This window comes from Polynucleobacter sp. MWH-Svant-W18, assembly GCF_018687495.1.
Taxonomy (GTDB): Bacteria; Pseudomonadota; Gammaproteobacteria; order Burkholderiales; family Burkholderiaceae; genus Polynucleobacter.
In genome coordinates this window covers 163029-188994 of record NZ_CP061293.1, presented here as the reverse complement: position 1 = coordinate 188994, position 25966 = coordinate 163029, and the positions used below count along the sequence as shown (strand labels likewise).

The 25966-nt window shown below is 46.0% G+C and carries 26 protein-coding genes and 1 pseudogene; 13 read left to right on the top strand and 14 right to left on the bottom strand.

Features of this window, described 5'->3' with window-relative positions; all coding sequences use genetic code 11:
• The first annotated feature begins 19 nt into the window (after nucleotides 1-19).
• Nucleotides 20-1402, top strand: a complete 1383-nt coding sequence (gene ffh / locus C2757_RS01040; RefSeq protein WP_215375007.1) for a signal recognition particle protein — start codon at nucleotides 20-22, stop codon at nucleotides 1400-1402.
• A 23-nt stretch (nucleotides 1403-1425) separates the two neighbouring features.
• Here the strand turns inward: ffh and C2757_RS01035 are convergent, their stop codons facing one another.
• On the bottom strand, nucleotides 1426-3168 hold the full coding sequence (locus C2757_RS01035; RefSeq protein ID WP_215375004.1) for a proline--tRNA ligase: 1743 nt from the start codon (nucleotides 3166-3168) through the stop codon (nucleotides 1426-1428).
• 48 nt (nucleotides 3169-3216) lie between these two features.
• Between C2757_RS01035 and C2757_RS01030 the strand changes: the two genes are divergently transcribed.
• Nucleotides 3217-3816 (top strand): RNA pyrophosphohydrolase, encoded by a 600-nt coding sequence (locus tag C2757_RS01030; RefSeq protein ID WP_215375001.1) that lies wholly within the window; start codon nucleotides 3217-3219, stop codon nucleotides 3814-3816.
• On the top strand, nucleotides 3813-4382 hold the full coding sequence (locus C2757_RS01025) for a CNP1-like family protein (protein WP_215374998.1): 570 nt from the start codon (nucleotides 3813-3815) through the stop codon (nucleotides 4380-4382). The genes C2757_RS01030 and C2757_RS01025 overlap by 4 nt, the downstream gene beginning before the upstream one ends.
• Nucleotides 4383-4399: 17 nt before the next feature.
• Here the strand turns inward: C2757_RS01025 and proB are convergent.
• From proB to rplU, 4 genes and pseudogenes are all read right to left on the bottom strand, one after another.
• Nucleotides 4400-5170: pseudogene (gene proB / locus C2757_RS01020) on the bottom strand (glutamate 5-kinase); the annotation flags it as partial.
• A 26-nt stretch (nucleotides 5171-5196) separates the two neighbouring features.
• Complete coding sequence (gene obgE / locus C2757_RS01015) at nucleotides 5197-6285, bottom strand: Obg family GTPase CgtA (protein WP_215374992.1); 1089 nt, start codon at nucleotides 6283-6285, stop codon at nucleotides 5197-5199.
• A gap of 87 nt (nucleotides 6286-6372) precedes the next feature.
• Complete coding sequence (gene rpmA / locus C2757_RS01010; RefSeq protein ID WP_215374990.1) at nucleotides 6373-6633, bottom strand: 50S ribosomal protein L27; 261 nt, start codon at nucleotides 6631-6633, stop codon at nucleotides 6373-6375.
• Nucleotides 6634-6652: 19 nt separating this feature from the next.
• Nucleotides 6653-6964, bottom strand: coding sequence for a 50S ribosomal protein L21 (gene rplU / locus C2757_RS01005; protein WP_011902040.1), 312 nt, complete (start codon nucleotides 6962-6964; stop codon nucleotides 6653-6655).
• Between the two features lie 75 nt (nucleotides 6965-7039).
• Between rplU and C2757_RS01000 the strand changes: the two genes are divergently transcribed.
• Together C2757_RS01000 and C2757_RS00995 are read left to right on the top strand one after the other, a co-directional pair.
• On the top strand, nucleotides 7040-8044 hold the full coding sequence (locus C2757_RS01000; protein ID WP_215374987.1) for a polyprenyl synthetase family protein: 1005 nt from the start codon (nucleotides 7040-7042) through the stop codon (nucleotides 8042-8044).
• A gap of 29 nt (nucleotides 8045-8073) precedes the next feature.
• A complete protein-coding gene (locus tag C2757_RS00995) occupies nucleotides 8074-8841 on the top strand; it encodes a fumarylacetoacetate hydrolase family protein (RefSeq protein WP_215374984.1) in 768 nt (255 codons plus the stop codon).
• Nucleotides 8842-8904: 63 nt separating this feature from the next.
• On the opposite strand, the gene C2757_RS00990 is transcribed toward C2757_RS00995, so the two are convergent.
• The gene (locus tag C2757_RS00990) at nucleotides 8905-9936 is read right to left on the bottom strand and encodes a 2-dehydropantoate 2-reductase (RefSeq protein ID WP_215374981.1); all 1032 of its coding nucleotides are present in this window, start codon (nucleotides 9934-9936) and stop codon (nucleotides 8905-8907) included.
• A gap of 103 nt (nucleotides 9937-10039) precedes the next feature.
• Entirely contained in the window at nucleotides 10040-11455 is a 1416-nt protein-coding gene (locus C2757_RS00985) for a sodium:solute symporter family protein (RefSeq protein ID WP_215374978.1), read from the bottom strand.
• Between the two features lie 130 nt (nucleotides 11456-11585).
• Between C2757_RS00985 and C2757_RS00980 the strand changes: the two genes are divergently transcribed.
• On the top strand, nucleotides 11586-12566 hold the full coding sequence (locus C2757_RS00980; protein WP_215374975.1) for a squalene/phytoene synthase family protein: 981 nt from the start codon (nucleotides 11586-11588) through the stop codon (nucleotides 12564-12566).
• Here the strand turns inward: C2757_RS00980 and C2757_RS00975 are convergent, their stop codons facing one another.
• Nucleotides 12567-13079, bottom strand: a complete 513-nt coding sequence (locus C2757_RS00975; RefSeq protein ID WP_215374972.1) for a methylated-DNA--[protein]-cysteine S-methyltransferase — start codon at nucleotides 13077-13079, stop codon at nucleotides 12567-12569.
• 119 nt (nucleotides 13080-13198) lie between these two features.
• Here C2757_RS00975 and C2757_RS00970 point away from each other — a divergent pair, with 119 nt between their 5' ends.
• From C2757_RS00970 to zapD, 6 genes are read left to right on the top strand one after another with little or no spacing between them, the layout of a single operon-like run.
• Complete coding sequence (locus C2757_RS00970) at nucleotides 13199-14488, top strand: HlyC/CorC family transporter (RefSeq protein ID WP_215374969.1); 1290 nt, start codon at nucleotides 13199-13201, stop codon at nucleotides 14486-14488.
• Entirely contained in the window at nucleotides 14485-15564 is a 1080-nt protein-coding gene (locus C2757_RS00965; protein WP_215374966.1) for a GspE/PulE family protein, read from the top strand. The genes C2757_RS00970 and C2757_RS00965 overlap by 4 nt, the downstream gene beginning before the upstream one ends.
• Nucleotides 15555-16601, top strand: a complete 1047-nt coding sequence (locus C2757_RS00960) for a type II secretion system F family protein (protein ID WP_215374963.1) — start codon at nucleotides 15555-15557, stop codon at nucleotides 16599-16601. The genes C2757_RS00965 and C2757_RS00960 overlap by 10 nt, the downstream gene beginning before the upstream one ends.
• Nucleotides 16601-17101 (top strand): A24 family peptidase, encoded by a 501-nt coding sequence (locus tag C2757_RS00955; protein ID WP_215374960.1) that lies wholly within the window; start codon nucleotides 16601-16603, stop codon nucleotides 17099-17101. Before C2757_RS00960 ends, C2757_RS00955 begins: the two co-directional genes overlap by 1 nt.
• A 32-nt stretch (nucleotides 17102-17133) precedes the next feature.
• Nucleotides 17134-17742 (top strand): dephospho-CoA kinase, encoded by a 609-nt coding sequence (coaE, locus tag C2757_RS00950; protein ID WP_371817035.1) that lies wholly within the window; start codon nucleotides 17134-17136, stop codon nucleotides 17740-17742.
• Between the two features lie 53 nt (nucleotides 17743-17795).
• Nucleotides 17796-18506: a cell division protein ZapD gene (gene zapD, locus C2757_RS00945; RefSeq protein WP_256438133.1), complete on the top strand. Its 711-nt coding sequence runs from the start codon at nucleotides 17796-17798 to the stop codon at nucleotides 18504-18506.
• Here zapD and C2757_RS00940 read toward each other — a convergent pair.
• The 4 genes from C2757_RS00940 to secA form a co-directional block, all read right to left on the bottom strand.
• Nucleotides 18497-18919 carry an NUDIX domain-containing protein gene (locus C2757_RS00940; protein WP_215374954.1) on the bottom strand — a complete coding sequence of 141 codons (423 nt, stop codon included), beginning with the start codon at nucleotides 18917-18919 and terminating at the stop codon, nucleotides 18497-18499. The genes zapD and C2757_RS00940 overlap by 10 nt on opposite strands.
• A 14-nt stretch (nucleotides 18920-18933) precedes the next feature.
• Nucleotides 18934-19791 (bottom strand): ATP-binding protein, encoded by an 858-nt coding sequence (locus tag C2757_RS00935; protein WP_215374951.1) that lies wholly within the window; start codon nucleotides 19789-19791, stop codon nucleotides 18934-18936.
• A gap of 14 nt (nucleotides 19792-19805) precedes the next feature.
• Nucleotides 19806-21041, bottom strand: a complete 1236-nt coding sequence (gene argJ, locus C2757_RS00930) for a bifunctional glutamate N-acetyltransferase/amino-acid acetyltransferase ArgJ (protein WP_215374949.1) — start codon at nucleotides 21039-21041, stop codon at nucleotides 19806-19808.
• Between the two features lie 64 nt (nucleotides 21042-21105).
• On the bottom strand, nucleotides 21106-23871 hold the full coding sequence (secA, locus tag C2757_RS00925; protein ID WP_215374946.1) for a preprotein translocase subunit SecA: 2766 nt from the start codon (nucleotides 23869-23871) through the stop codon (nucleotides 21106-21108).
• 24 nt (nucleotides 23872-23895) lie between these two features.
• Between secA and C2757_RS00920 the strand changes: the two genes are divergently transcribed.
• On the top strand, nucleotides 23896-24426 hold the full coding sequence (locus tag C2757_RS00920; protein ID WP_251366759.1) for a hypothetical protein: 531 nt from the start codon (nucleotides 23896-23898) through the stop codon (nucleotides 24424-24426).
• Between the two features lie 7 nt (nucleotides 24427-24433).
• Here C2757_RS00920 and lpxC read toward each other — a convergent pair whose 3' ends face one another.
• Both lpxC and C2757_RS00910 read right to left on the bottom strand, forming a co-directional pair.
• On the bottom strand, nucleotides 24434-25348 hold the full coding sequence (gene lpxC / locus C2757_RS00915; protein ID WP_215374943.1) for a UDP-3-O-acyl-N-acetylglucosamine deacetylase: 915 nt from the start codon (nucleotides 25346-25348) through the stop codon (nucleotides 24434-24436).
• 31 nt (nucleotides 25349-25379) lie between these two features.
• Nucleotides 25380-25880: a peroxiredoxin gene (locus C2757_RS00910; RefSeq protein ID WP_215374940.1), complete on the bottom strand. Its 501-nt coding sequence runs from the start codon at nucleotides 25878-25880 to the stop codon at nucleotides 25380-25382.
• Nucleotides 25881-25966 lie beyond the last annotated feature (86 nt).

Here is a 25966-nt window from a genome sequence, read left to right as displayed (position 1 = left end):
TGGAAAGTCTAATCGATAAATGCTAGAGAACCTCACCGACCGCCTATCACGCGTTGTTAAAACAATGCGTGGGCAAGCCCGCCTGACTGAAGCCAATACCTCAGAAATGCTGCGGGAGATCCGCCTAGCCTTATTGGAGGCTGACGTAGCCCTTCCTGTAGTCAAGTCTTTGCTTGAACAAATTAAATTCAAAGCCCTTGGCGAAGAAGTGGTTGGCAGCCTGAGTCCTGGACAGGCACTTGTTGGCGTAGTTCAACGCGAGCTCGCCCAAGTCATGCAAGGTGACACTAATCAAAGCGGTGAACTGAATTTAGCCACCCAACCTCCAGCGGTCATTTTGATGGCAGGTCTACAAGGTGCTGGTAAAACGACTTCGGTTGGCAAGTTAGCCAAGTGGCTGCAAGAGAAAAAGAAAAAGAAAGTATTGACCGTATCGTGTGACGTGTATCGTCCTGCGGCGATCGAGCAATTGGAAACTGTTACCAAGCAGGTCGGTGCAGAATTTTTCCCGAGCAACATCAACCAAAAACCAAACGATATTGCTCTCGCAGCACTCGATTGGGCCCGTCGCCATTATTTTGATGTAGTTATTGTCGATACCGCAGGTCGCCTCGGTATTGATGAAGCACTCATGCAAGAGATCAAAACTTTGCATGCAAGCCTAAACCCTATCGAAACCTTGTTCGTAGTGGATGCCATGCTCGGACAGGATGCCGTCAACACAGCTAAGGCTTTCCATGAAGCCTTACCCCTGACAGGCGTGATCCTCACCAAGCTAGATGGTGACTCTCGTGGTGGTGCCGCGCTATCTGTGCGACAGGTCACAGGTGTGCCACTCAAATTTATTGGCGTAGCCGAGAAAATGGATGGCCTGGAGGAATTTGATGCCGAGCGCATGGCCAATCGTATTTTGGGTATGGGCGATATCCTGGCATTAGTAGAGCAAGCCCAGCAACATGTGGATGTTGCTAAAGCAGAAAAGCTTGCTAGCAAAATTTCTAAAGGTGGCTTTGATCTTGGAGACTTCCGCGATCAGCTCATGCAAATGCAGCAGATGGGTGGCATGGCTAGTTTGATGGATAAGCTCCCAAGTCAAGTAGCGCAAGCTGCCTCTAAAACAAATCTGAGCAACGCTGACAAACAAACCAAACGGATGCGCGGCATTATTGATAGCATGACTCCACGCGAACGTAGTAAGCCAGAACTACTCAAGGCAAGCCGTAAACGCCGCATTGCCGCTGGTGCTGGCGTAGAAGTACAAGAAGTAAATCGCCTGCTTGCTCAGTTTGAGCAAATGCAAACGATGATGAAACAATTTAAGGGTGGGAAGATGGCGCGCACCATGGCGACCATGGCTGCAAAAGGAGCCGCCAAGGGTATCGGCGGCCTCTTTAAAAAATAAACTCAGTCAATCTTGCAAAGCGTTTAGTGAATAGCGGTCTTTGCTGCTTGCACGGCAGCAATCACTTTAGCCTTGATGTCTACCAGCGGAATGTTTTGCGATTCAGCATCAGTGCGGCCTTTAAATTCCACTTGCGCATCTGCCAAACCACGATCGCCGATCACTACCCGGAATGGCGCGCCAATCAACTCCCAGTCCGCAAACATCGCACCCGGACGCTCATTGCGATCATCCAAGATCACATCAATACCGGCTGCAAGTAATTCATCATGCAGTTGATCACAGGCAGCCTTAACGGCTTCTGATTTATCGTAACCCATTGGGCAAATAACCACTTCAAAAGGTGCCATGGAGATCGGCCAAATAATGCCGCGCTCATCATGACCTTGCTCGATAGCAGCACCCAATAAACGAGTCACTCCAATTCCATAGCAACCCATCACCATAGGTTGTGCTTTGCCTTGTTGATCAAGGTATGTGCAGCCCATTGCTTCAGAATAACGTGTTCCCAATTGGAATACATGCCCCACCTCAATACCGCGACAGATATCAACAACACCTTTACCGTCTGGTGATGGATCGCCAATCATGGCATTACGAATATCTATAACCATTGGTTCAGGTAAATCACGGCCCCAGTTCACACCAGTTAAATGATGGCCAGCATCATTTGCACCACAAACAAAATCAGACATATTGGCAACGGTCCGATCAGCGACCACTGTGACATCTCCGCTTACACCAACAGGACCTAAATAACCTGCAGGGGCATTGCATGCCCGCTGAATCTCAGTCTCTGTAGCAAAACGCGACTCAGCCAAGCCCGGCACTTTGCTCGCCTTTACTTCATTGAGCTCATGATCTCCGCGCACCAACAACATAAACAGTTTGGCAGGGCCTTTTTCTTGATCGGCAGCAAACAACAAAGACTTCACAGTCTTTTCTAGTGGAATATTTAAGAACTTCGCAACTTCCGCACAATGAGTTTTATCGGGTGTTGCAACCTTACTCATTGGTGCAGAAGCAGTAGCACGCGTAGCAATCAATGCAAGCGACTCTGCCGCCTCCAGATTGGCTGCGTAGTCGGAATTAGGGCAATATACAATGGCATCTTCTCCAGTATCTGCAATCACGTGAAACTCTTGACTTCCTGAACCGCCAATCGCACCGTTATCTGCAGTGACTGCACGAAACTTAAGCCCCATGCGCTTAAAAATGCGGGTGTAAGCATCAAACATGATTTGATAGGACTTCTTCAAACCTTCCGCATCACGATCAAACGAATAGGCATCTTTCATGCTGAATTCACGGCCACGCATAATGCCAAAACGCGGGCGGCGCTCATCACGGAACTTCGTTTGAATTTGATAGAAATTGACTGGAAGTTGTTTATAACTCTTGATTTCATTGCGAGCTAAATCTGTAATAACCTCTTCTGAGGTTGGCTGAATCAAAAAGTCACGATCATGACGATCTTTAATGCGGAGTAATTCAGGGCCCATCTTTTCCCAGCGACCCGTTTCTTGCCACAATTCAGCTGGCTGGATCATCGGCATGAGCAACTCAATTGCACCCGCACGATTCATTTCTTCGCGAATAATGTTTTCCACCTTGCGAATCACTTTCAAGCCGAGCGGCAAATAGTTGTAGATGCCTGCACTGAGCTTGCGAATTAAGCCTGCCCGCACCATGAGTTTGTGCGAAACCACCTCAGCGTCAGAGGGGGCTTCTTTTAACGTTGCGAGAAATGATTGTGATGCTTTCATGTATGGATATAATCAAATCATTGATTTTAAAGGATTTGAGGCACGATCATGCTTGACCGTGAAGGGTATCGCCCCAATGTCGGCATTGTCCTCCTTAATAGCCGTAACGAGGTTTTCTGGGGAAAACGCGTTGGGCAGCATTCGTGGCAGTTCCCGCAGGGCGGGATTCAGCATGGTGAGAGCCCTGAGCAGGCTATGTACCGCGAATTGCATGAGGAAGTTGGCTTGCTGCCGGAACATGTCCAAATTATTGGACGGACTAGGGATTGGCTTCGCTATGACGTCCCTGAGGAATACCTGCGCCGTCAACATGCCACACGCATTCACCGCACCGCTTATCGCGGCCAAAAACAAATCTGGTTTCTTTTGCGCTTAGTAGGTTTAGATAGCGATATTCAATTGCGTGCCTCAGACCACCCAGAATTTGATGCCTGGCGCTGGGTTCCATTCTGGATTCAGCTAGACGCAGTGATTGACTTTAAGCGTGAGGTCTATGAGTTAGCCTTGTCAGAACTTGCTCGCTACCTTTCTAGAGGTCTACGTATGCAGCAGCTTGCTTGGGGAACTCCGCTCGATCTAATCCAATCCTTTTACGCCGGCAACGAAGATCAAAACAAAGCACCTACCAAATCGGATAAAGAAAAATGAATATCAGTTTTCGCAAAATCAGTGGCTATACGATCAGCATTTGCATTACAAGTACATTGATCGCTTGTGCTGGCGACCCAATGGAAAGCGGGCTTGATCCTTACGCTCCGATGGTCTTTAAGGAGGGTGTTACAACGATGCCCCTCAATCCACCAAATCCAGGCACTCTAATACCTTTCTATGTTTCAGAAACGACGATCTTTAAATTTGCGGTGGATACCGACTCAATTTCAATCGGCAAAGATGGGGTTACACGCTACATTGTCGTGATGACGAACCCCAGCGGTGAAAAGCAAGCACAGTATGAAGGCATTCGTTGTGACTCATTCCAGTGGCGCCTGTACGGAACACTGGAAAATAATGTTTGGAGAGAAAATCCTCTATCGTCATGGAGAGCGATTCCAACCGTTGTCCCAAACCGCTATCAAGCAGCTCTAGCTCAAGGTGCATTTTGCAATTTCACCAGCCAAGAGAAAAACATGGCTACGATTCAGAAATCGCTAAACCCCAATAACTTTACTGGTGGTACTCAGCCCAGCAATTCATTTGGAATAATTGCGAATTAAGTATTTTTGCTTGAAGTAAGGTGCGTTCCAATATTTTCACCCGCCAAAAGTCGGGTAAGAATATTAGGTTCGCGCCCAGAGGCAATCACCGTGGTGGCACCAGTTTGAGCAGCTACTTTAGCAGCCAGGACTTTAGTCAACATGCCGCCCTTACTCAGCTCACTGGCAGCGCCACCCGCCATTTTCTCCAAGGCAGGATCCCCAGCAATTGCATGAGTTAACAAAGTGGCATTAGGATTTTGACGTGGATCTGCAGTATATAAACCACCCTGATCAGTCAAAATCACTAAGAGATCTGCATAAATTAAATTTGCAACTAAAGCTGCGAGACTATCGTTGTCGCCAAACTTAATTTCATCAGTGACTACAGTGTCATTCTCATTAATGATCGGAACGACCCCTAGCTTCAATAGCGTATCCAAAGTTGCTTTCGCATTAGCATTGCGCTCAGGATTCGCCAAATCCGCATTGGTTAGCAAAATCTGAGCGCTGTGCAAGTTGAAACGCGCAAAACAACTTTCGTAAACCTGTACCAAACCCATCTGACCCACTGCAGCTGCGGCCTGTAGTTGATGAATTTCTTGTGGGCGTTTTGTCCAACCCAGACGCTGCATACCTTCAGCAATCGCCCCAGAGCTCACCATGAGCACTTGATGACCCGCCCTTAAAAGGGTTGCCATCTGCTCAGCCCACATTCCAATCGCAGCATGGTCTAAACCCTCACCGTTATTGGTGACAAGGCTAGAGCCTACTTTAACAACGATGCGTTTAGTTTGAGTGGTGTTCATAACATCTTGCAGTGTGAATGAATACTTTAATCCGGTTTTTTATCTTCTAACTGATCTTGGTAACGAGGATCTTGAGCACGCTCATCTATCTCATCTCGATTGCGACGCACAGAATCTAAGTAATCTTGCAAGGCATAACAAAGCTTATCGCAACCCAGTCCAGTCAAAGCAGAAATCTCAAATGTTGGGCCTTCCCACTTAAACTTTTTCACAAAGTCAGCGACAACTTTCTTGCGGTCCTCTTCGGGAATCATATCGACTTTGTTCAACACTAACCAGCGTGGCTTCTCAACCAAGGCTTCATCATATTTACGCAATTCATTGACAATCGCATTGGCATCGGCAACGGGATCAACGTTCTCATCAAATGGAGCGAGATCAACCAGGTGCAATAGCACGCCAGTACGTTGTAAGTGGCGCAAGAAGCGGTGGCCTAAGCCAGCACCTTCAGCAGCTCCTTCAATCAAACCTGGAATATCCGCAATCACAAAACTACGTTCATTGCCGACTCGCACCACACCCAAATTTGGATGCAAGGTAGTAAATGGATAATCCGCAATTTTTGGACGTGCATTAGAAACCGCAGTAATCAATGTCGACTTACCCGCATTTGGCATGCCCAACAAACCCACATCTGCCAATACCTTTAATTCCAGCTTGAGCTTGCGACGCTCACCTGGCTTGCCATTGGTCTTTTGACGCGGAGCTCTGTTTGTAGAACTCTTAAAGTGAATATTGCCCCAACCACCAACACCACCCTGCGCTAAACAAAGACGCTCGCCATGAGTTGTTAAGTCAGCAATCGGCTCGCCAGTTTCGTAATCAGCGATGATGGTACCTACTGGCATACGCAATTCAATATCGTCGCCTGCGCGGCCATAGCAATCAGCGCCTCGCCCTGGTTCACCGTTTTTTGCAGTGTGTGTTTTAGCGTAGCGATAGTCGATCAAGGTATTAATGTTGCGATCGGCAATAGCCCAAACGCTTCCGCCCTTGCCGCCATCACCGCCATCAGGTCCACCAAATTCAATGAACTTTTCACGGCGCATAGACGCGCTTCCGGCGCCACCTTGGCCAGCTATGACTTCAATACGCGCTTCGTCTATAAATTTCATGAATAAAAAAGGCCTCGCTTAGCGAGGCCTGTTCCTAAGAGTTAAATTCGGAATAAATCTGAATCAAACGAGTCTCAGTCAGGCGCCTTATGAACGAGGCAAAACTGAAACTTGGGCCTTCTTCAATGCACCCTTAACGCTAAATTCCACTTGGCCGTCAACTAAGGCAAACAAAGTGTGATCCTTACCAATACCAACATTAGCACCCGGATGAACACGTGTGCCACGTTGACGAATGATGATGCTGCCAGCATTAATTTGCTCGCCGCCAAATACCTTAACGCCTAGGCGTTTCGATTCTGAGTCGCGGCCATTTCGTGTTGAGCCGCCGCCTTTTTTCTGTGCCATATCTTTCTCCTACCCTGAATTAGGCTTTAATCGTGTTGATCAAAATTTCAGTGAAATTCTGACGATGGCCTTGGTGCTTTTGATAATGCTTGCGACGGCGCATCTTAAAGATTGTCACTTTATCGTGACGTCCTTGGGAGACGACAGTGGCCATCACAGCTGCACCATTAACCAACGGATCACCCAATTTCAGTGAAGCGCCTTCGCCAACGGCGAGGACTTGGTCAAGAGTGATTTCGCTGCCGATTTCCGCTGGTATCTGTTCTATTTTCAATTTTTCGCCTGCAGCAACTTTATATTGTTTGCCACCGGTTTTTATGACCGCGTACATGGTTTGAAACCTCAATTAATATCTACATTTAAGCTAATCCACCCTGGAGAAGCTAAGCCCATTATTATATCTTGCATGACGAGCACTGTCAAAATCAATGACTTAAGCCAAATCCTGGCCCCGATTGCCTTAGATTTCAAGGCCTTAGATGGGGTCATTCGTGAGCGATTAGCCTCAAAAGTTGCCTTAATTGACCAAATTTCGACCTATATCATCCACGCAGGCGGAAAACGGGTAAGACCAGCCCTTTTGATGCTGGTAGCCAAGGCACTGGCCAATGGCCAGGAAACCTCCCATTCCCTAGAAATGGCAGCGGTAGTGGAATTTATCCATACTGCCACCCTCCTTCACGATGATGTTGTAGACGAATCCACCCTCAGAAGGGGGCGAGAAACCGCAAATGCCGCTTTTGGTAATGCCGCCAGCGTTTTAGTGGGGGATTTTCTCTACTCCAGGGCATTTCAGATGATGGTTAGCCCAAATGACCTTCGGGTCATGCAAATCCTATCGGATGCCACCAACACGATTGCCGAGGGTGAGGTTTTACAACTCCTGAACATGAACGATCCAGAGGTGGATGAGGCAAGCTACCTTCAAGTTATCCGCTACAAGACCGCCAAACTTTTTGAAGCCTCTACAGAACTTGGTGCAATTTTGGCCAATGCAACTGATGTACAGCGCGAACAAGCAGCTGCCTTCGGTCGGCACATTGGTACTGCGTTCCAGTTAATGGATGACTTATTGGATTACACCGCTAATGCTGCTCAGATGGGCAAGAATGCTGGAGATGATTTACGTGAAGGCAAACCCACTTTGCCACTGATCTATTTACTGGAAAATGGCAGTAAAGAAGAGCGTCTTTTAGTGCGGGCTGCAATTGAACAAAACCAAGATTTACCAGACGATGTATTTGCCCAAATTTTAGGAGCTGTACAAAGCTCTGGAGCCCTTGACTACACACAATCTGCAGCAAAACGTGAGGCTGATCTGGCTTTGGAATGTATTCAAGACTTCCCCAACAATGAAGCAACCGCTGCGCTTCGTGCGCTATGCGAATACTCCCTCGCTCGCCAAACTTAAATTCATTATTTACCTTTCAGGATCTTCAAATGGCTCAATGGCTTCGATTTCAGCATCAAGGAACAAGTGGTTTAGGACAGCTCAACGGCGACCACATTAGCGTCTACTCAGGCAATCTATTTCAGGGCCCTAAACCTACTGGTGAAACACTCAAATTAGCAGATGTGACGATTGACATACCTTGCACACCATCCAAGATGGTAGCCATGGTTGATAACTTCCATGCGCTAGTTACCAAACTTGAGCATGCCGTGCCAGCAGAGCCTTTGTACTTTCTGAAAGGCAATAATTCTTTTTTGGCAGCAAACCAAATTATTCGAACACCCAAATCCTATTCAGGAAAAGTGGTTTACGAGGGCGAGCTCGGAATTGTGATTGGCAAACACTGCCATGAAGCGGATGAAGCACAAGCCGCTCAGGCCATCTTTGGTTACACCTGCATTAATGATGTCACCGCCATTGAAATTCTGAATCGTGAGCCAGGGTATGCTCAGTGGACACGCTCAAAGAGTTTCAATACCTTTGGTGTATTTGGGCCTTACATCACCACTGAGATTGACCCTAGCAAACTCACAATCAAAACCATCCTGAATGAGCAAGAGCGTCAAAACTACCCTGTCTCAGATATGATTTTCCCGCCTGCAAAACTAGTGAGCTTGATCTCACAAGATGTTCCACTAGAGCCAGGCGACATCATTGCTTGTGGCACCTCTGTTGGCGTTGGCTCCATGAAACCTGGCAGTAGCGTCAGCATCATTATTGAAGGTGTTGGTCGACTCGATAATCGCTTTGAGTAAAGCGCCTCTCAAAAAGAAAAACCCTCATCAAATTGATGAGGGTTTTTTATTGCCAAACGAATACTAGTTCAACACGTAACAATCACCTACTGGAGGTAAGGCCAGACTTCCACCAGTTGCTTGGATGTTTTCATCAAGGTATTTAGTTAAAGCAAAAACGGTATTTAAGCAAGGTGTAGGTGTCTTAGTGATGTTACCGAGTTCAATCACAGAACCTAATAAGGCATCAACCTCCAAGCTACGTCCAGCTTCCAAATCCTGCAGCATCGATGTTTTGTGTTTACCCACTTTTTCTGCACCCGCGATGCGGCGCTCAATATCCACACGGAAAGTGACACCCAACTTGCCGGCAATTGCCTGTGCTTCGGCCATCATATTACGTGCTAATTCTCGCGTTAATGGGAACTGGCAAATACCTTCCAAAGTCCCGTGAGTCAAAGCGCTAATGGGATTAAAAGTCATATTGCCCCAAAGCTTGAGCCAAATTTCTGAACGAATATCTTCGAGCACTGGTGACTTGAAGCCTGCATTAGTCATCATCTCTGACATTTTTTGTACTCGCTCTGTCACCTTGCCATCTAACTCACCCAAAGGGAAGCGATTACCTTCGACAAGGCGAATCACACCAGGCGCCTCAGAGAAAGTCGCTGGGTAAACTACGCAACCAATAATGTTGTTTGGATTAATAGCGTTCTTAGCAATGCCACCTGCATCAATCGTCTCAACACTATGGTCCTGATACTCGCCTGACAATTTTTGGAAATACCACCAAGGAATTCCGTTTTGCATTGGGATCAAAATAGTTTCTGATCCAATAATCGATGCCAAATCATGAATGATTGGATCAACCTGATGCGCCTTCACAGCCAGAATAACCACATCAGGTGTTTCTACATCAGTAATTTTTTCAACCGCCTTCACTTTTGCGACTAAAGGCTCAGGGTGTTCTTCATTAATGAGCGTTAAACCGTTCTTTTTGATAGCGGCAAGAGTGGCTCCCCGCGCGACTACAGTGACATCATTGCCTGCTCGCGAGAGCATGACCGCTAAGTAGCCGCCAATGGCACCACCGCCTCCGATTACACAGATTTTCATAAAAACTCCATAAGAATAAAAAATTTTGTATTAGTGTCATATTAGATGAGAATATTTTGCAGTGCAACAATTATGATTGCCTAATATTTAGGCAACATATCATTTAAACAGGCTTTAAAAGGTCTTTTGGCACCAAACTTCCCAAAATCATGCCCAACAGACTGGCTAATAAGCCCGCCAATTGAGGTGGCAAAATCGCATTTGGAGCCAAAATTTCACAGCTGATCCAAATGGTTAGGCCACCCACCACAGCTAGCAATCCACCCATTGAATTTGCTCTAGACCAATAAACCCCAAATGCCAAGGGCACAAACGCAGCTACCAGGGTCACCTTGTAGGCGCTTTCTACCATTTTAAAAATTGAAAGTTCAGAATTCACGGCAAAGAAGGTTACCACTACAGCAAAACACAAAACGGTAATGCGCATAATTTTCAATAAATCTCGATCAGACAAGTGTTTATAAAAACCTCTAACAATGTTTTCAGCAAACGTAACGGAAGGCGCAAGTAAGGTGGCGCTGGCACAACTCTTAATTGCAGAAAGTAAGGCGCCAAAGAACATGACCTGCGCAATCATTGGCGCATGATTCAGAATCAACTTTGGCAGAATCATCTGAGGGTCAGTATCTAAATATTCTTTTACTAAATCCGGATTAATTAAGGTTGCTGAGTAGGCTAAATACATTGGTACAAAAGCAAAAATAAAGTACAAAACGCCACCTAATATGGCAGCCTGCACCGCAATATTGACATTCTTCGAAGAGGTAATTCGTTGAAACACATCTTGCTGCGGAATCGAGCCGAGCATCATCGTGCACAAGGCTGCAACGAAACCTAGAATAGACGCCAAATTCATATCGGGCCAGAAGTTACTAAATTGACCCGCCGCCGCTGCATGCTCAATCACTACCGCAACTCCCCCAGTTTGCATGGTCATTTCACCACCGATATACAGCATGCCGACCACGATAATGATCATCTGAATAAAGTCAGTAATCGCCACCGACCACATCCCGCCAAATAAGGTGTAGATCAAAACGCTAGCTGCGCCAATCATCATGCCACCCGTCTGTGAGATACCACCCTCTGACACAACGTTAAATACCAAACCTAAGGCTTTAATTTGTGCAGCAACCCATCCCAAGTAGGAGACAACAATACAGAGTGTTACTAATACCTCAACAGTTCGACCATACTTCTCACGAAAGAAATCACCAATCGTGAGCATGCGGCGGTTATACAAATGCCGCGCAAAAAAGAGACCGACCAAAATTAGGCATAAAGAGGATCCAAAGGGATCAGAAACTACACCGCCCAGACCCTCCTTAAGAAAGGTAGCTGGAATACCCAATACTGTTTCTGACCCAAACCATGTCGCAAATACAGTTGCAGTCACAATGGGCATCGGGAGACTGTGGCCGGCGGCTGCGAAGTCGGCAGTATTTTTCACTCGTAAAGCAGCCCACAAGCCAATGCCTACAGAAATAACCCAATAAATGATGACGAACCAAATAAGCACGCCCGATTTCCCCCTAAAGAATTCGTGAAATTATATGTCCTTGTCACTTTTGTCAGTAAGGGAATTCGCACGAATTTGGCGCACTGTATTGGCTACTGCGTAGAGCACACCACTCTGACATAATTCAAGGGTGAGTTCCCCAAAAAATCACTTCGGCTACAACCCTAATTCTGACCTGGCCTACCAAAAAGCCATTTTGGGCTCAGTCTCCCGCACCTTTGCTTTAACCATTCCCCTCTTGCCCACTAGCATTGAAAAAGTGGTGGGCAATACCTATTTACTTTGTCGCATTGTGGATACGATTGAAGACGCTGCGAACTTAGATCCAGATACCAAACAACGACTTTCTAAATTATTTTTAGATGCCGTACTTGAAAAAAGTTCCGTTGAATCTTTTGTGGATCCCTGTTTAGCTGCCCTCTCTGACTATGGCAATTCAGATGAACTGGATCTGATTGCGCACACACCAACTGTGTTGCGCATCCTGCATACATGCTCTAAAGCCGATCAAGCGGCAGTTAGTCGCTGTATTTCTGTCATGTCAGAAGGAATGTCATACTTTCATAGCAAACAGAATGCGGCTGGCTTGAAGGATTTAAATGAATTTGAGAAGTATTGTTATGTAGTTGCTGGAGTTGTTGGAGAGCTCCTCACGACGATCTTCAGCAATCACTCACCTGCTTTTGCAAAGCAGATCAAGAGTCATGAGAATTTAGCAATTGCTTTTGGACAGGCTTTGCAAATGACTAACATTCTCAAAGACTCTCCTGAAGATAGGGCTCGTGGCGTATCTTGGAAACCCGCTGGCATGGACCAGAATCAGCTTTTGCAGATTGCCTATAGAAAACTACAGGAATCTCTAGACTATATTGCGCTGATTCCAAAAAAAGAGTTTGGAATGAGGCGTTTTTGTTTCTTAGCCTTTGGCCTCGCAGTCATGACGCTGTCGAAAATCGCACAGCAGGAATCTTTCAACGATAAAGATGAGCTTAAGCTGAAGCGCAAAACGGTAATGGCGTTTTACGTCTTTACAAAATTTGCAGTAGCCAGCGATTCTTTAATGAAAGTCTTTTTTTTCGCGGCGTCACGCCCTTTGCGTAAAGTACGCTAACTAGAGAACACCTTCGTGTTTTAAAAGCCAGATTTTGATTTGGCGATAGAGCCCTGGTGCATCTTCCTTCATGAAGCCGCCGATTCCTTTTGCAGAAACTACTCGATGACAAGGGGCAACTAAAGGATAAGGATTTGCTCCACAGGCTGTCCCGACAGCACGAGCCCCGCTTTTTAATTGACTCGCAATGTCACCGTAGGTTTTTGTCTTACCCACAGGAATAGTTTGAACGGCGGCCCACACCTTTTTCTGATGCTCTGTCCCCGCTGGCTTAGTAGGCAAATCAAATTGATAATCAGGGTTCTTGAAATAGGCCCTAAATTGCTTTTCTGCCTCTTTAGCCAAGTGATTTTTAGGGCTCATGAGTTGGGCTGTAGCTGGAAGATAGTCGATTTTGGACAGCATCAAACTGTCATCCACCAATTCAGTACCAATGCCCAGCCGCCCAAAAGGGGCTGTGATCACACAATATTGAGCGCTATCAGAACGGGTTTGCCGATGAGAAGATGCCATAGGGAGTAATTCTTACATAATTTAGCAAATAAACTGATAAGGCTTTCTTCCTCATCTATAGCTTGTGAATTGCCACTTTGCTATATTGATTCATCCTTACTTTTTTGCAGGCAGACCTCATGGACACCTTTTTTGACGATTGGCCTTTTTATAGCCAAGTTGCTCTTGTCCTATTTTTACTCGCACTCTCAGGCTTTTTCTCCATGGCCGAGACCAGCATGCTTTCCTCCAATCGCCATCGCCTACGTGCCATGGCTGCGAGTGGGAATGCTGGCGCTGCTTTAGCAGAACGACTGCTCAAGAGGATTGATTCACTTTTATCGGTTCTCTTAATTTCTAACAATCTCATTAATACTATCCTCCCTATTTTGGTGACTGGTATTGCTTTACACCTATTTGGAGATAGCGGCCTAGTACTTTCCATCGCTACCCTAGTAGTTGCCTTACTCATCATTATCTTTAGCGAAATCACCCCAAAAGTGATTGGTGCAGCCTTTCCAGAAAAAATTGCGTCTCGAGTTGGTTGGTTCATTCTGCCGCTCACCTTTTTCCTTAAACCCCTTTTATGGCTCATTAATAACTTTGTTTCAGGCTTAATGAGAGTATCTGGCTTGCAATCCTCTTCAGATAGCAGAACCATGAGCAAAGAGGAGTTGCGTAGCCTAGTTCTAGAATCGAACCGTTTCGTCTCGAATCATCATCGCAATATTCTGTTGAACTTATTCAACCTTGAAAACATTACGGTTGATGATGTCATGACCCCTCGATCCAAGATTGAGATCCTGGACCTCTCACGACCCATTGATGAAGTAGTCCAGCAATTGGAGACTTGTTATCACAATAAGTTGCCAGTATGTGATGGTGACTCTGAGAGGATTGTCGGCATCTTGTCTGTCAAAAAGGCACTTTCCCTTTTGGGCGATACCGACTTACAACATGAAGACTTTAGATCATTACTCAATGAGCCATATTTCATCCCAAGTGGTACCCCGGTTTTGCAGCAGATGCAATTCTTCCAAGACAACCAACAGCGCTTGAGTCTAGTCGTTAATGAATATGGTGAAGTTCTGGGTCTAGTCACGTTTGAAGATATCGTGGAAGAGCTGATTGGGGAGTTCACTACCTCCTTCTCCAACCTATCAACCGACCCACATTGGCTCGCAGATGGTACGTATCTCGCCAGTGGTAGCGCCTCGCTGCGAGATCTTAATCGCTTACTCAACCTCAACCTTCCATTGGATGGCCCCAGAACTCTCAATGGCCTGATACTCGAAAAACTTGAGGCTATTCCAGATCACGATGTCAGCCTTCGCATTGCCGATATCGTGATGGAAATTGTGCAGTTTGATGATCAGGGAGTGAAGACCGTCAAGCTTTATCGCCCCATCTTAAGTCCTGCGCAAGATTGAGTGGTCATCATGAAGACTCACTCATTATTCGCACCTGGCATGAAATCGCAGTTCATGCGCTTGCATCCAGAGCGAGTGATATCCATATTGAAGCCGGACTTCGTGGGACGCTAGTTCGGATTCGGGTAGATGGCTTGCTACAAGTACAGTCACATTTTCCGCTGGACCTGCATGAACGCTTAATCACCCGCATCAAAATCTTGGCGAGGCTTGATATCGCTGAAAAACGTCTGCCGCAAGATGGTCGATTACTCGTTGGAAACGACTTTTCTAAACCCGACGTAGATTGTAGGGTTTCTATACTCCCCACCCTGTACGGTGAAAAAGCCGTTGTGAGAATCTTGCCAAACCGCATCGATGAATTATCGATCGATCAAATTGGTTTATTACCAGAACAGTTGACAATCATTCGAAGCGCCCTTAGTCAGACGAATGGGCTGATCTTAGTTACTGGCCCAACGGGAAGCGGCAAAACACGTACTCTATACAGCTGCCTGCATGAGCTGAACCAGAGTCACAGAAACCTGTGTTCCATTGAAGATCCTATTGAAATTCGGCTTCCTGGTGTGAATCAAGTGGCATATCACCCCCGTGCAGGCTTAGACTTTGCAACTATTATTCGCGCCCTACTCAGACAAGATCCGGATGTCATCATGATTGGCGAAATTCGGGATAGCGCAAGCGCGCAGCTTGCTATTCAAGCTGCACAAACAGGTCATCTGGTCTTAAGCACACTGCACACAAAAGATGCCAGAGGGGCTCTCACTAGGTTAAATAGCTTAGGGATTGATGATGAGTCTATCCAATCCTGTTTACGTAGCGTCAGCTCACAGCGCTTGGTTCGTAAGCGCTGCCAAGCATGCGAAGGCAGCTCCCCTACTGAAAATATCAACTGTAGTGCCTGTAAAGGAAGTAAGCGCTATGGTCGAATTGGAATACATGAAGTACTAAGTAGTAATCATCTCTTTAATCCTTCAATCAAGCATGCCACTATGGCTGATGTGGGTCTCCACTACCTCAAAACAGGCTTGATATTGCATTCTGACTTAGAAGCTGAGATTGGCACATGGCAATAAACAAATCGGATCAACTGGCATTCGCTCAACAGCTCTTATCGCTCTTAGGTGCGGGGCTTCCGCTACTCAATGCCATGGAATTGATCCACACCACTGCCCCTAAACATTGGCAAAACGGTATTGGCAATCTTTGCACCCAATTAAAAAGGGGCGAAAGCCTTTCTCAAAGCTTGCTGTCTCAGAAAAATCAGTTTTCTATAGAATTTATCAATCTGATTCGAGTCAGCGAACGTACCGGAAATATTGAATTAGCATTGCAAACTATTTGCCAGCAGTTAGAGTCGCAAATTGAATTACGTCACAAGATTCAACAATCGCTGAGCTATCCTCTGATTACACTCGCCAGCTCTTTCTTACTGATCTTAGTCATGATGATTTGGGTAGTGCCCGTTTTTAAGGATGTATTTACCCACTTTCAAGCAGAATTGCCTGCACCCACCAAAGTCTTGATTCAAATCTCAACGCTGGTCCAACATTACTTTCTAGAAATCACCATCCTGCTATTCTTTACTAGTACGGTGTTTGCTATCTCATGGCTGAGATCTTCTCGTCTACAAAAAAAGTGTGATGCACTTTGTTTTTCTATTCCGATACTGGGTAGATTATTTCGCCTAGCTACCCTTACTTACTGGTGCAGGACACTCGGTCATTTATTGGAATCTGGCTTACCACTGCCTGATGCCTTAAGGGTGACTGCACAATCCTCCAATCATTGGCTGAGCCATGACTTGAGTGCAGAAGTCTTTAAACACCTCACTAGGGGATGGCCACTCGGGGATGCGTTGATACGTGCAGATCCCAAGCATCAGCTATTTGATCTTGAAACTTTGCAATTACTCCGTATCGCTTCAGAAAGCGGTTCACTCCCACAAATGTTGTGTAAACGTGCAAATACTCTGGGCACTCAATTAAGCAACAAACTCAATACCTTAAGTCAAAGCTTGGAGCCCTTGCTGATCATCTTCGTGGGGATTGTGATTGGTAGTCTTGTCATAATCTTGTATCTTCCAATCTTTAATTTAGGGCAGATTGTTTAATGAGTGATCCTGCAGTAGTCGACCTAATTCGTACCCTACTGATTTTGGTATTGGTGTATTTAGCCTATATCGATTTTCAGACCTTTCAACTGCCTGACCTCATCACACTTCCTTTGATCGCCTCTGGCATTTTCTTTAATGCGCTTTCTGGCCTCCGATTTGTCAACCTTCAGCAATCTATTTTGGGCGCAATACTGGGCTATATCTGTCTATGGGGATTAAATCGCCTCTACCGATTTCTTAAAAAACAAGAGGGTATTGGCATGGGGGATGCCAAACTATTAGCTGGTCTGGGTGCCTGGCTTGGATGGAGCTCACTTCCCGCCCTCTTATTTACCGCCTCGATCGCTGGCCTCCTAGGCGGTCTAGCGTGGTTAAAACTGAATAAACAAACTATTGGCTCGGCATTTCCATTTGGGCCATTTCTCATCTTTGCTGGCATCATTGAGTTGTTATGGCCACAGCTACTCCAAAACATCCTGATAATCAGTCCGACTTAGCGGCATTGAAGGGGCGTATTCCCCTCATTGGCCTGACTGGTGGCATTGGGTCTGGAAAAACCGCAGTTAGTAAGTTATTGGCTCAATTGGGTGCGGGTATTGTCGATACCGATCTGATCGCCCATCACATTACTGGCCCAGGGGGTTCAGCTATTCCACTTATTCGGGAACAATTCGGCTCGGAATACATTGGAGACGATGGAGCGCTCGATAGAGCCAAGATGCGGACCCTAGTTTTCGAAAATCCTGAATCCCGCAAATTGCTGGAAGCTGTTACCCACCCCCTTATTCGACAAGAAACCATCAAGCAAGCTTTACAGTCGGCCCAGGATGGCGCGCTATATCTTGTATTCGTGGTGCCCCTGCTGATAGAGTCCGGCGCCTGGAAGGGCTTAATTGATCACTTGGTGGTGATGGATTGCCCAAAAGAGACGCAAATTGAGAGAGTTATGCAGCGCAGCAACTTATCCCGTCTAGAAATTGAGAGAATTCTGGCAGCTCAAGCCAGTCGAGAAGAGCGCCTCAGCCAGGCCGATACGGTGATCAAAAACCAAGGGCGTCTTGAGGACTTGGAGCTAGAGGTGCAAAGTCTGCACCAAAAAATTCAACAGATTCAGAAAGATCTGCTCAGTTCGTCATAGAATATGGGCTTGTGATTGTCTACGAATACCCCTTCAACGAATTAGTTCGAAGCATGCTTCGGCTGGAGTATTTGTTCGCCCGTTTTAATCACTTTACTCGCTCGGATGATCCAGAGTTACACCACAATGCGATCTCTATTTTGTTTGATCTTGGCGACATTGGTGCTCGTGGCGATATTAAATCTTTATTACTCAAAGAATTCGAGCGACAAAAATATGCGCTCAATGGACTCAAGTCGTCACAAAAAGTAGACCAAGAGGCGCTTGCGCAAACTCTTTCTGAGATTGACTCAGTTGCTAGCAGCATCAATCAATCAACTGGCAGACCGAATTCAGTCATTACTGATAGTGAATGGCTCAATGCAATTCGTACTCGCTTAAATATTCCTGGCGGAACAAGTCCAATTGATTTGCCAAGCTACCATGCCTGGAAAAATAGCCCATCAACTGAGCGCCGCAAACTTTTAGAAAATTATGTTCATCCTCTCTTGCCTTGGCAAGATGCATGTCAATTATTTTTACGTCTATTGCGCCAATCCGGTGAGGCGAAGGATGTGCTCGCACACAATGGAGCGTTTCAACAGGCCCCCTCAGGCAAGGTATACCAGCTCATGCGCATCATGGTGGAAGACGATAGTCTCTACTCAGAAATTAGTGCTAATAAATACCTGCTCTCCGTACGCTTTTTAAAGGCGGAGCAAGACAAGAAAGCGCAGCCTATTAATGCGGATGTACCCTTCAAACTGACGCTTTGTCAGTTCTGAGCTAGAAAGCGTCTTAAGCACTCCAGCATTGGCCAAGCGGCTGGCAATAAAGGTTCTACAGAAGGGCTTTCTGCGGCAATGGATTGCCAAGATAAAGCTTGTCCTTCGCAACCCGTTGGGGTACCCGACCATTTACGAATGATGCTCACATATAAACGTACATAAGCATGTGGATAGTCATGCTCTAAGACGGTTAATTCTTCGCTAGAGAAAATATCGATGCCCAGCTCTTCTTGCAACTCGCGCTGCAAAGCCTGAAAAACCGTTTCACCTTTTTCGACTTTACCGCCAGGCACTTCCCAGTAACCAGCATACGGCTTACCCTCGGGTCGTTGACCCAAGAGATAGCGATTTTCTGAATCTAGCAATATTCCGGCGGCTACAACCGTAATGGGACGCTGTATTTCACTCATGGAAATACATTCCTTTAGGCATGCAATCCTGCCCAGTGTTTTGCAAATTGCCAAGCAACACGGCCAGAACGGGAACCACGCTCTAGCGCCCAAACCAATGCCTCTGGACGAGCAGCTTCAATTTGTGGAGCAGTTAAACCAAAGTGGGTAAGCCAATGGGCAACGATCGCCAAATACTCATCTTGCTTGGGTGGATAAAACGAGAGCCATAGACCAAAGCGCTCTGATAAAGAAATCTTTTCCTCAACGACTTCACCCGGATGAATCTCACCATCGTCACCATGAACATAACCTTCGTTATCTTTCATATACTCAGGCAGTAAATGGCGTCGATTTGAAGTGGCATAAATCAAAATATTGTCTACCTGCGCCGAAACTGAACCATCTAGAGCAGATTTCATGGCCTTATAACCAGATTCCCCATCCTCAAAAGACAAATCATCACAAAAAATGATGAAGCACTCAGGGCGCTCAGCCAAGATGTCTGTAATGTCCGCCAGATCAGCCAAATGCTCTTTTTCAACCTCAACTAGTCGCAATCCCTGACTAGCAAACTCATGAAGACTAGCCTTAATGAGAGATGACTTCCCCGTACCTCTTGCACCAGTAAGCAAAATGTTGTTTGCTGGCTTTTTGTGAATAAAGTTTTTTGTATTGTCGCGAATCGCATCGCGCTGACGATCAATATTTTTTAAGTCATCAAAGGTGATATCGGAGACATGCCTCACCGGCTGCAAGAAACCAATACTGCCAAAGATACTGTCGCGGCGGCGCCACCTAAATGCTGTAGAAGATTTCCATTGCTCTTCATTCAGAGGTTTAGGTAAAAAGGTTTCAAGATGACTTAATAGTCGGTCTAATTTTTCATTCATCTTTTTATAGGTTTCTATGAGCGATAGTCTGCGTTAATTGAAACGTAATCATGAGATAAGTCACATGTCCACATGGTTTGCATAGCACTACCGCGCCCTAAATCAATCTTCACAGTAATTTCTGGAGCCTGCATAACACGTTGACCATCAGTCTCTTGGTAGCTAGGATTGCGGCCACCATCTTTTGCAACCCAAACATCACCTAACCACATCTGCACCCGATTGACATCCAAATCTGTAATTCCGGCATAGCCAATTGCAGCCAAAATACGGCCTAAGTTTGGATCGCTTGCAAAGAAAGCTGTCTTTACTAGTGGAGAATGGGCTACTGCTTTTGCAACTAAACGACACTCTTCTGAGGTCTTACCACCCACAACTTCAATCGTTATAAATTTGGTAGCACCCTCGCCATCACGCACAATCATTTGCGCCAACTTTCTGGCAAGAACAATCAAGGCATCTCGCACTACACCATAGCTTGGATCATCCACTGATTTGATCTGCACTGCAGACTGGCCAGTTGCCATGATGATGAAGGAATCATTTGTCGAGGTATCACCATCAATCGTGATGGCGTTGAAAGAAAGATCTGCAATTTCACGGGTGAGATTAGCCAGCAAGCCGTGAGCGAAGCCAATATCCGTGGCAATAAATCCCAACATAGTGGCCATATTTGGATGAATCATTCCAGCACCCTTACAGATGCCAGTAATCACCACTGGACCGGCCGGTGTAGATACGGTCATCGAAGTTGCTTTAGGCTGGGTATCCGTCGTCATAATGGCTTGCGCCGCATCAAGCCAGTTATCCTCACCCAGGTTCGCAACCGCCTTTGGGAGGGTGCTAATAATTTTTTCAATTGGCAGGGGCTCTAAAATAACTCCTGTTGAAAACGGCAGAATTTGCTCGGGATTCAACTGGAGATCTTTTGCCAATGCTGCGCAAGTTTCAAGTGCATGCTTCATGCCTGATTCGCCAGTGCCTGCGTTGGCATTGCCTGTATTCACAACTAAGGCCCGGATTTCACCATTGCGACCATCTTGCGCCAAATGCTCTCGACAAACCTGAACGGGGGCAGCACAAAAACGATTTAAGGTGAACACGCCGGCCACTTGAGATCCTGGCGCCAAAGTCATTACCAGCAAATCTTTACGATTGGCTTTCTTGATACCGGCTTCGGCAATACCCATCTCAAAACCTTTTACTGGCTTGAGATCAGTTTTTTGGGGGAGGGGAAGGTTAACTGTCATAGTTCGACAATTGTAGATGAGGGCATCGGTGGGTGCTATCCCATGAGCACCCTTAAAACAGCGCTTAACTTAAAGCGCCGCAGCAATTCTTATATTTTTTACCGCTGCCACAAGTACAAGGATCATTACGGCCAATCTTAGGTCCAGCCCTTACAGGGGCGGGAATCACCTCAATCGAGGCACCACGATCACCAGTAGAGCCTGCGACCTCTTTATCAGGATCAGCATGTTGATATTGCACATCAGCTAGATTTGCCAAATCTTCATTCATCGACTCAGCGGCTTGATCGAGTTCACTAGCGCTTCGAATCTGTACGCTCATAATACTTTTGACAACATCATTCTTAATAATGCTCAGCAATTCACCGTACAACTCAAATGCCTCACGGCGGTATTCTTGCTTTGGATCCTTTTGAGCATAGCCACGCAAATGGATGCCTTGGCGCAGATGATCTAAGGCGGCTAAGTGCTCTCGCCAATGACTATCTAGGCTATATAAGAGAACAGAGCGCTCAAACCCAGCAAATGACTCGCGCCCTGATAATTCAACCTTGGCATCATATGTCTCTTGTGCAGCCTGTAATACGCGTTCCACAATTTCTGAATCATCAACTGTCTCAGTACTCTCAACCCATTTAGAGAGATCAACCGTAAGCCCCCACTCATTTGCCAAAACATTTTCTAGCCCATGTAGGTCCCACTGCTCCTCCATAGATTCAGCTGGAACATACACAGAGCAGACTGAGCGCAAGACATCTTCACGCAAATTGGCAATTAAATCGCCAATATCCTTACTTTCGAGAACTTCGTTTCTCAGGCGGTAAGTTTCTTTGCGTTGATCGTTCGCTACGTCGTCATACTCCAACAATTGTTTACGAATATCAAAGTTACGACCTTCAACCTTGCGCTGCGCAGACTCGATGGAACGCGTCACCATACCCGCTTCAATTGGCTCGCCATCAGGCATCTTCAAGCGCTCCATCACTGCGCGCAAGCGATCCCCAGCAAAAATACGTAGTAATGAATCATCTAAGGAAAGATAAAAGCGTGATGAACCAGGGTCACCTTGACGACCTGAACGACCTCTTAATTGATTATCAATTCGGCGACTCTCGTGGCGCTCAGTACCAATAATGTGCAAACCACCTGCAGTCAATACTTGATCGTGAATACTTTGCCACTCATCTTGAAGCTGTTTAATTTTGCTAGCTTTTTCTGCTTCTGAGCGCGCAGAGTCAGCCTCAATTAATGAGGACTGCTTGCCAACATTACCGCCAAGCACAATATCCGTTCCACGACCTGCCATATTGGTGGCGATGGTGATCATCTTTGGACGACCAGCTTGAGCAATGATTTCAGCCTCACGAGCATGCTGTTTAGCATTCAATACTTGATGCGGCAACTTACGTTTATCCAGTAAACCCGAAATTAACTCAGAATTCTCAATCGATGTCGTACCAACCAGAACGGGTTGGCCGCGCTCGTAGCAATCCTCAATATCTTTAATGACGGCATCGTAGCGCTCGCGGGAAGATTTAAAAATTTGATCTTGACGATCTTTGCGTTGACTAATTCGATTGGGTGGAATAACTACTGTTTCTAAGTTGTAGATTTCCTTAAATTCATACGCCTCAGTATCCGCGGTACCAGTCATACCGGCCAACTTGCCATACATCCTGAAATAATTCTGGAAGGTAATTGTCGCTAGAGTTTGATTCTCATTCTGAATCGGTACACCCTCTTTAGCTTCTACTGCCTGATGTAATCCATCAGACCAACGTCGTCCTTGCATCAAACGGCCAGTGAACTCATCAACAATGATGACTTCTTTATTTTGGACAACATAATGTTGATCGCGGTTGTACAAGCAATGTGCTCGTAGCGCAGCATATACATGATGCATCAAGGTAATATTTTGGGGCGCGTATAAGGATGCGCCATCATTCAAAGCCCCCAGCTGCACCAAAATTTCCTCAGCCTTATCATGCCCCTGCTCAGTCAAGTAGACCTGTTGAGACTTTTCATCTACCCAGTAATCGCCAGGCTTCTCAACACCAGTACCATCTGCCTTTTCTTCACCGATTTGGCGCTCTAAATAAGAGGGCAATGCATTGATTTTGATATAGAGATCAGTGTGATCGTCGGCTTGTCCAGAAATAATCAGTGGTGTGCGTGCTTCATCAATCAGGATCGAATCGACCTCATCGACAATTGCATACGCTAATCCACGTTGTACCCGTTGATCCAAATCTTGGACCATGTTATCGCGCAAGTAATCAAAGCCGAATTCATTATTCGTACCGTAGGTAATATCAGCGGCATAGGCTTCTTGTTTTGTCTTGTGATCCATCTGCGATAGATTCACACCAACCCTCATACCCAAGAAGTTATAAAGTGTTGACATCCACTCAGCATCGCGTTGTGCTAAGTAATCATTGACTGTAACAACGTGAACACCCTTGCCAGTTAAGGCGTTCAAATATACGGGTAGTGTTGCTGTTAAGGTTTTTCCCTCGCCAGTCCCCATCTCTGCAATCTTGCCTTGATGTAAAGCAAGGCCGCCCATAATCTGCGCATCAAAATGACGCATCTTCATGACGCGAACGCTAGCCTCACGAACTACCGCAAAGGCTTCTGCAGCGATATCATCTAAAGACTCGCCTGCAGCCAAACGTGATTTAAATTCAGCAGTTTTGGCAGCAAGTGCAGCATCATCCAAAGATTGCAGACTTGGTTCAAAAGCACCAACTTTGGCAACGACTTTGCGATACTGTTTTAAGAGGCGGTCGTTACGACTGCCGACCAGGGTTTTAAGAAGACCGATTACCATGGGATATTGTAGAAAATTAAGTCCTTGAGTTTATCACCCGCAACCCCATTTTTTATGAACCCTGCTCGCAAACCATCCCGCAATCGCACAGCCCATGACTGGCTGGATTACCTGCGGGAATCAGATGGTCTTGGTGGGATCCTGGCTAAAACGGAAGACTTGGCCAAACTCAAAGCTAGGCTCTTTATCGCCCTAGAAACCCTAGATCTTGGTCACTTGAGCTCCAAAATTGAGGCTGGATGGCGGTCTGGTGGCCAAGATGAGCTTTTCTTGCTGGTCAGCAGTGCCAGCATAGGAACACGTTTACAACAGATTTTACCCAGTCTAATCAATGAGTTAGCTAAGAATGGGCTGCACTGCAAAGTGATTAAGGTCAAAGTGAAGCCGTCCGCCCCAGCCTGGGAAGTCAAGCCTCGAGAAAACACCAAAAATATCGCTCCAAAAGGGCTAAACCCGGTAGCCAAGAAATCATGGCAAGACTTATTAGAAAAACTTGAGCCAGATTCTGATCTGCACAAGGCAGTTGAGCGCCTTCTACAAAATAAATCCCACTAAATCCACTCTAGAAATAGAGGGGTTGGCTTTCCTGAGAATAAGCCCCTGGAGCCTTACCCTCTGCAAAAGACTGAATCTCATAGGAAGTTGGGTCTTCCAATAGCTTGCGCAACAATGCATTGTTTAAGGCGTGGCCAGATTTTTCAGCCACATACGCACCGACAATTGGGTAACCGACTAAATATAAATCGCCAATTGCATCTAAAATTTTGTGACGCACAAACTCATCTTCATAACGAAGTTCTTCATTATTGAGAATGCGGTGCTCATCCAACACAATCGCATTATCTAAGCTACCGCCGCGAGCCAACCCCATTTCTCGCAAAGCTTCTACTTCGTGAGCAAATCCAAATGTGCGTGCACGACCAATTTCACTACGGTAAGCATGCTCTGCAAAGTCGACTACAAATCGTTGACCGGTTTTATCAACCGCTGGATGCTTAAAGTCGATAGTGAAATCCAACTTAAATCCAAAGAAAGGTTCAAGCCGCGCGAGCTTATCACCGTCCCGAACTTCAACTGGCTTTTTAATCACCACAAACTGACGTGGCGCTTCTTGTTCAGCAATGCCGGCAGACTCAATCAAAAACAGAAATGAGGCGGCACTACCATCCATGATGGGAACTTCTTCGCCATCAAGCTCAATCAATAAATTATCAAGCCCTAATCCAGCGCAAGCTGAGAGTAAATGTTCAACGGTTGAAACGCGTACGCCATCCTTTTGAATCACAGATGCTAGACGTGTATCGCAAACAGCCAAAGCCGTAGCAGGAACCACCGACTGCTCTGCTGTATCGACGCGTACAAACTGCACCCCTGAATTAATAGGCGCAGGTTTAATTGAGATCGTTACCTTGCAACCAGAATGCAAACCAATGCCCACCGTTTTGACTGGGCTAGCAATGGTTCTTTGTTTCATCATGGTGCTGTCTCTAAATTCAGGGGGATATAAATTACAACTTCTTCAAAATAGAAGCAGCATCACTGACTTCAAACTTGCCTGGCGCTTCACGATCTAAGCTTTTCACTACGCCATCTTCAACAATCATGGCGTAACGATCTGAGCGAACACCTAAACCGCGAGCAGTTAAGTCCAGCTCAATGCCCATCTTTTTAGTGAATTCACCACTGCCATCTGCCAGCATGCGAATCTTTTTACCAACCTTCTGATCACGCCCCCAAGCACCCATCACAAAAGCATCATTCACTGAAATACACCAAATCTCATCAACACCTTTTGCTTTTATCGCATCATAGTGTTCGACATATCCAGGAACATGTTTTGCAGAGCAAGTAGGAGTAAATGCACCAGGCAAAGCAAAAACCACAATTTTTTTACCAGCAGCCAGTTTCTCAACTTCAAAGGCATTTGGACCTAAGGAGCAACCTTCACTCTCTTCATCAAAAAATTCATAAAGAGTGGCGTTTGGTAATTTTTGTCCAACAGAAATCATGACATCTCCAATAAGTAATTGTTAGTAAGCATGCCAACGCAAGCGCGGGATTCGTCGTCCGGAGGGGCGCCGCGCTGGCATTTTGC

Excerpts from the sequence above, each read along its gene's own strand:
- ffh (WP_215375007.1), top strand. The coding sequence starts at position 20 with ATGCTAGAGAACCTCACCGACCGCCTATCACGCGTTGTTAAAACAATG.
- C2757_RS00990 (WP_215374981.1), bottom strand. The coding sequence starts at position 9,936 with ATGAAAATCTGTGTAATCGGAGGCGGTGGTGCCATTGGCGGCTACTTA.
- obgE (WP_215374992.1), bottom strand. The coding sequence starts at position 6,285 with ATGAAATTTATAGACGAAGCGCGTATTGAAGTCATAGCTGGCCAAGGT.
- lpxC (WP_215374943.1), bottom strand. The coding sequence starts at position 25,348 with ATGATGAAACAAAGAACCATTGCTAGCCCAGTCAAAACGGTGGGCATT.
- C2757_RS01030 (WP_215375001.1), top strand. The coding sequence starts at position 3,217 with ATGCTTGACCGTGAAGGGTATCGCCCCAATGTCGGCATTGTCCTCCTT.
- C2757_RS00960 (WP_215374963.1), top strand. The coding sequence starts at position 15,555 with ATGGCAATAAACAAATCGGATCAACTGGCATTCGCTCAACAGCTCTTA.
- C2757_RS01000 (WP_215374987.1), top strand. The coding sequence starts at position 7,040 with ATGACGAGCACTGTCAAAATCAATGACTTAAGCCAAATCCTGGCCCCG.
- C2757_RS00970 (WP_215374969.1), top strand. The coding sequence starts at position 13,199 with ATGGACACCTTTTTTGACGATTGGCCTTTTTATAGCCAAGTTGCTCTT.
- rpmA (WP_215374990.1), bottom strand. The coding sequence starts at position 6,633 with ATGGCACAGAAAAAAGGCGGCGGCTCAACACGAAATGGCCGCGACTCA.
- secA (WP_215374946.1), bottom strand. The coding sequence starts at position 23,871 with ATGGTAATCGGTCTTCTTAAAACCCTGGTCGGCAGTCGTAACGACCGC.
- C2757_RS00910 (WP_215374940.1), bottom strand. The coding sequence starts at position 25,880 with ATGATTTCTGTTGGACAAAAATTACCAAACGCCACTCTTTATGAATTT.
- zapD (WP_256438133.1), top strand. The coding sequence starts at position 17,796 with ATGCTTCGGCTGGAGTATTTGTTCGCCCGTTTTAATCACTTTACTCGC.
- C2757_RS01025 (WP_215374998.1), top strand. The coding sequence starts at position 3,813 with ATGAATATCAGTTTTCGCAAAATCAGTGGCTATACGATCAGCATTTGC.
- C2757_RS00940 (WP_215374954.1), bottom strand. The coding sequence starts at position 18,919 with ATGAGTGAAATACAGCGTCCCATTACGGTTGTAGCCGCCGGAATATTG.
- C2757_RS00955 (WP_215374960.1), top strand. The coding sequence starts at position 16,601 with ATGAGTGATCCTGCAGTAGTCGACCTAATTCGTACCCTACTGATTTTG.
- C2757_RS00975 (WP_215374972.1), bottom strand. The coding sequence starts at position 13,079 with ATGGCATCTTCTCATCGGCAAACCCGTTCTGATAGCGCTCAATATTGT.
- argJ (WP_215374949.1), bottom strand. The coding sequence starts at position 21,041 with ATGACAGTTAACCTTCCCCTCCCCCAAAAAACTGATCTCAAGCCAGTA.
- rplU (WP_011902040.1), bottom strand. The coding sequence starts at position 6,964 with ATGTACGCGGTCATAAAAACCGGTGGCAAACAATATAAAGTTGCTGCA.
- C2757_RS00935 (WP_215374951.1), bottom strand. The coding sequence starts at position 19,791 with ATGAATGAAAAATTAGACCGACTATTAAGTCATCTTGAAACCTTTTTA.
- C2757_RS00995 (WP_215374984.1), top strand. The coding sequence starts at position 8,074 with ATGGCTCAATGGCTTCGATTTCAGCATCAAGGAACAAGTGGTTTAGGA.
- C2757_RS01035 (WP_215375004.1), bottom strand. The coding sequence starts at position 3,168 with ATGAAAGCATCACAATCATTTCTCGCAACGTTAAAAGAAGCCCCCTCT.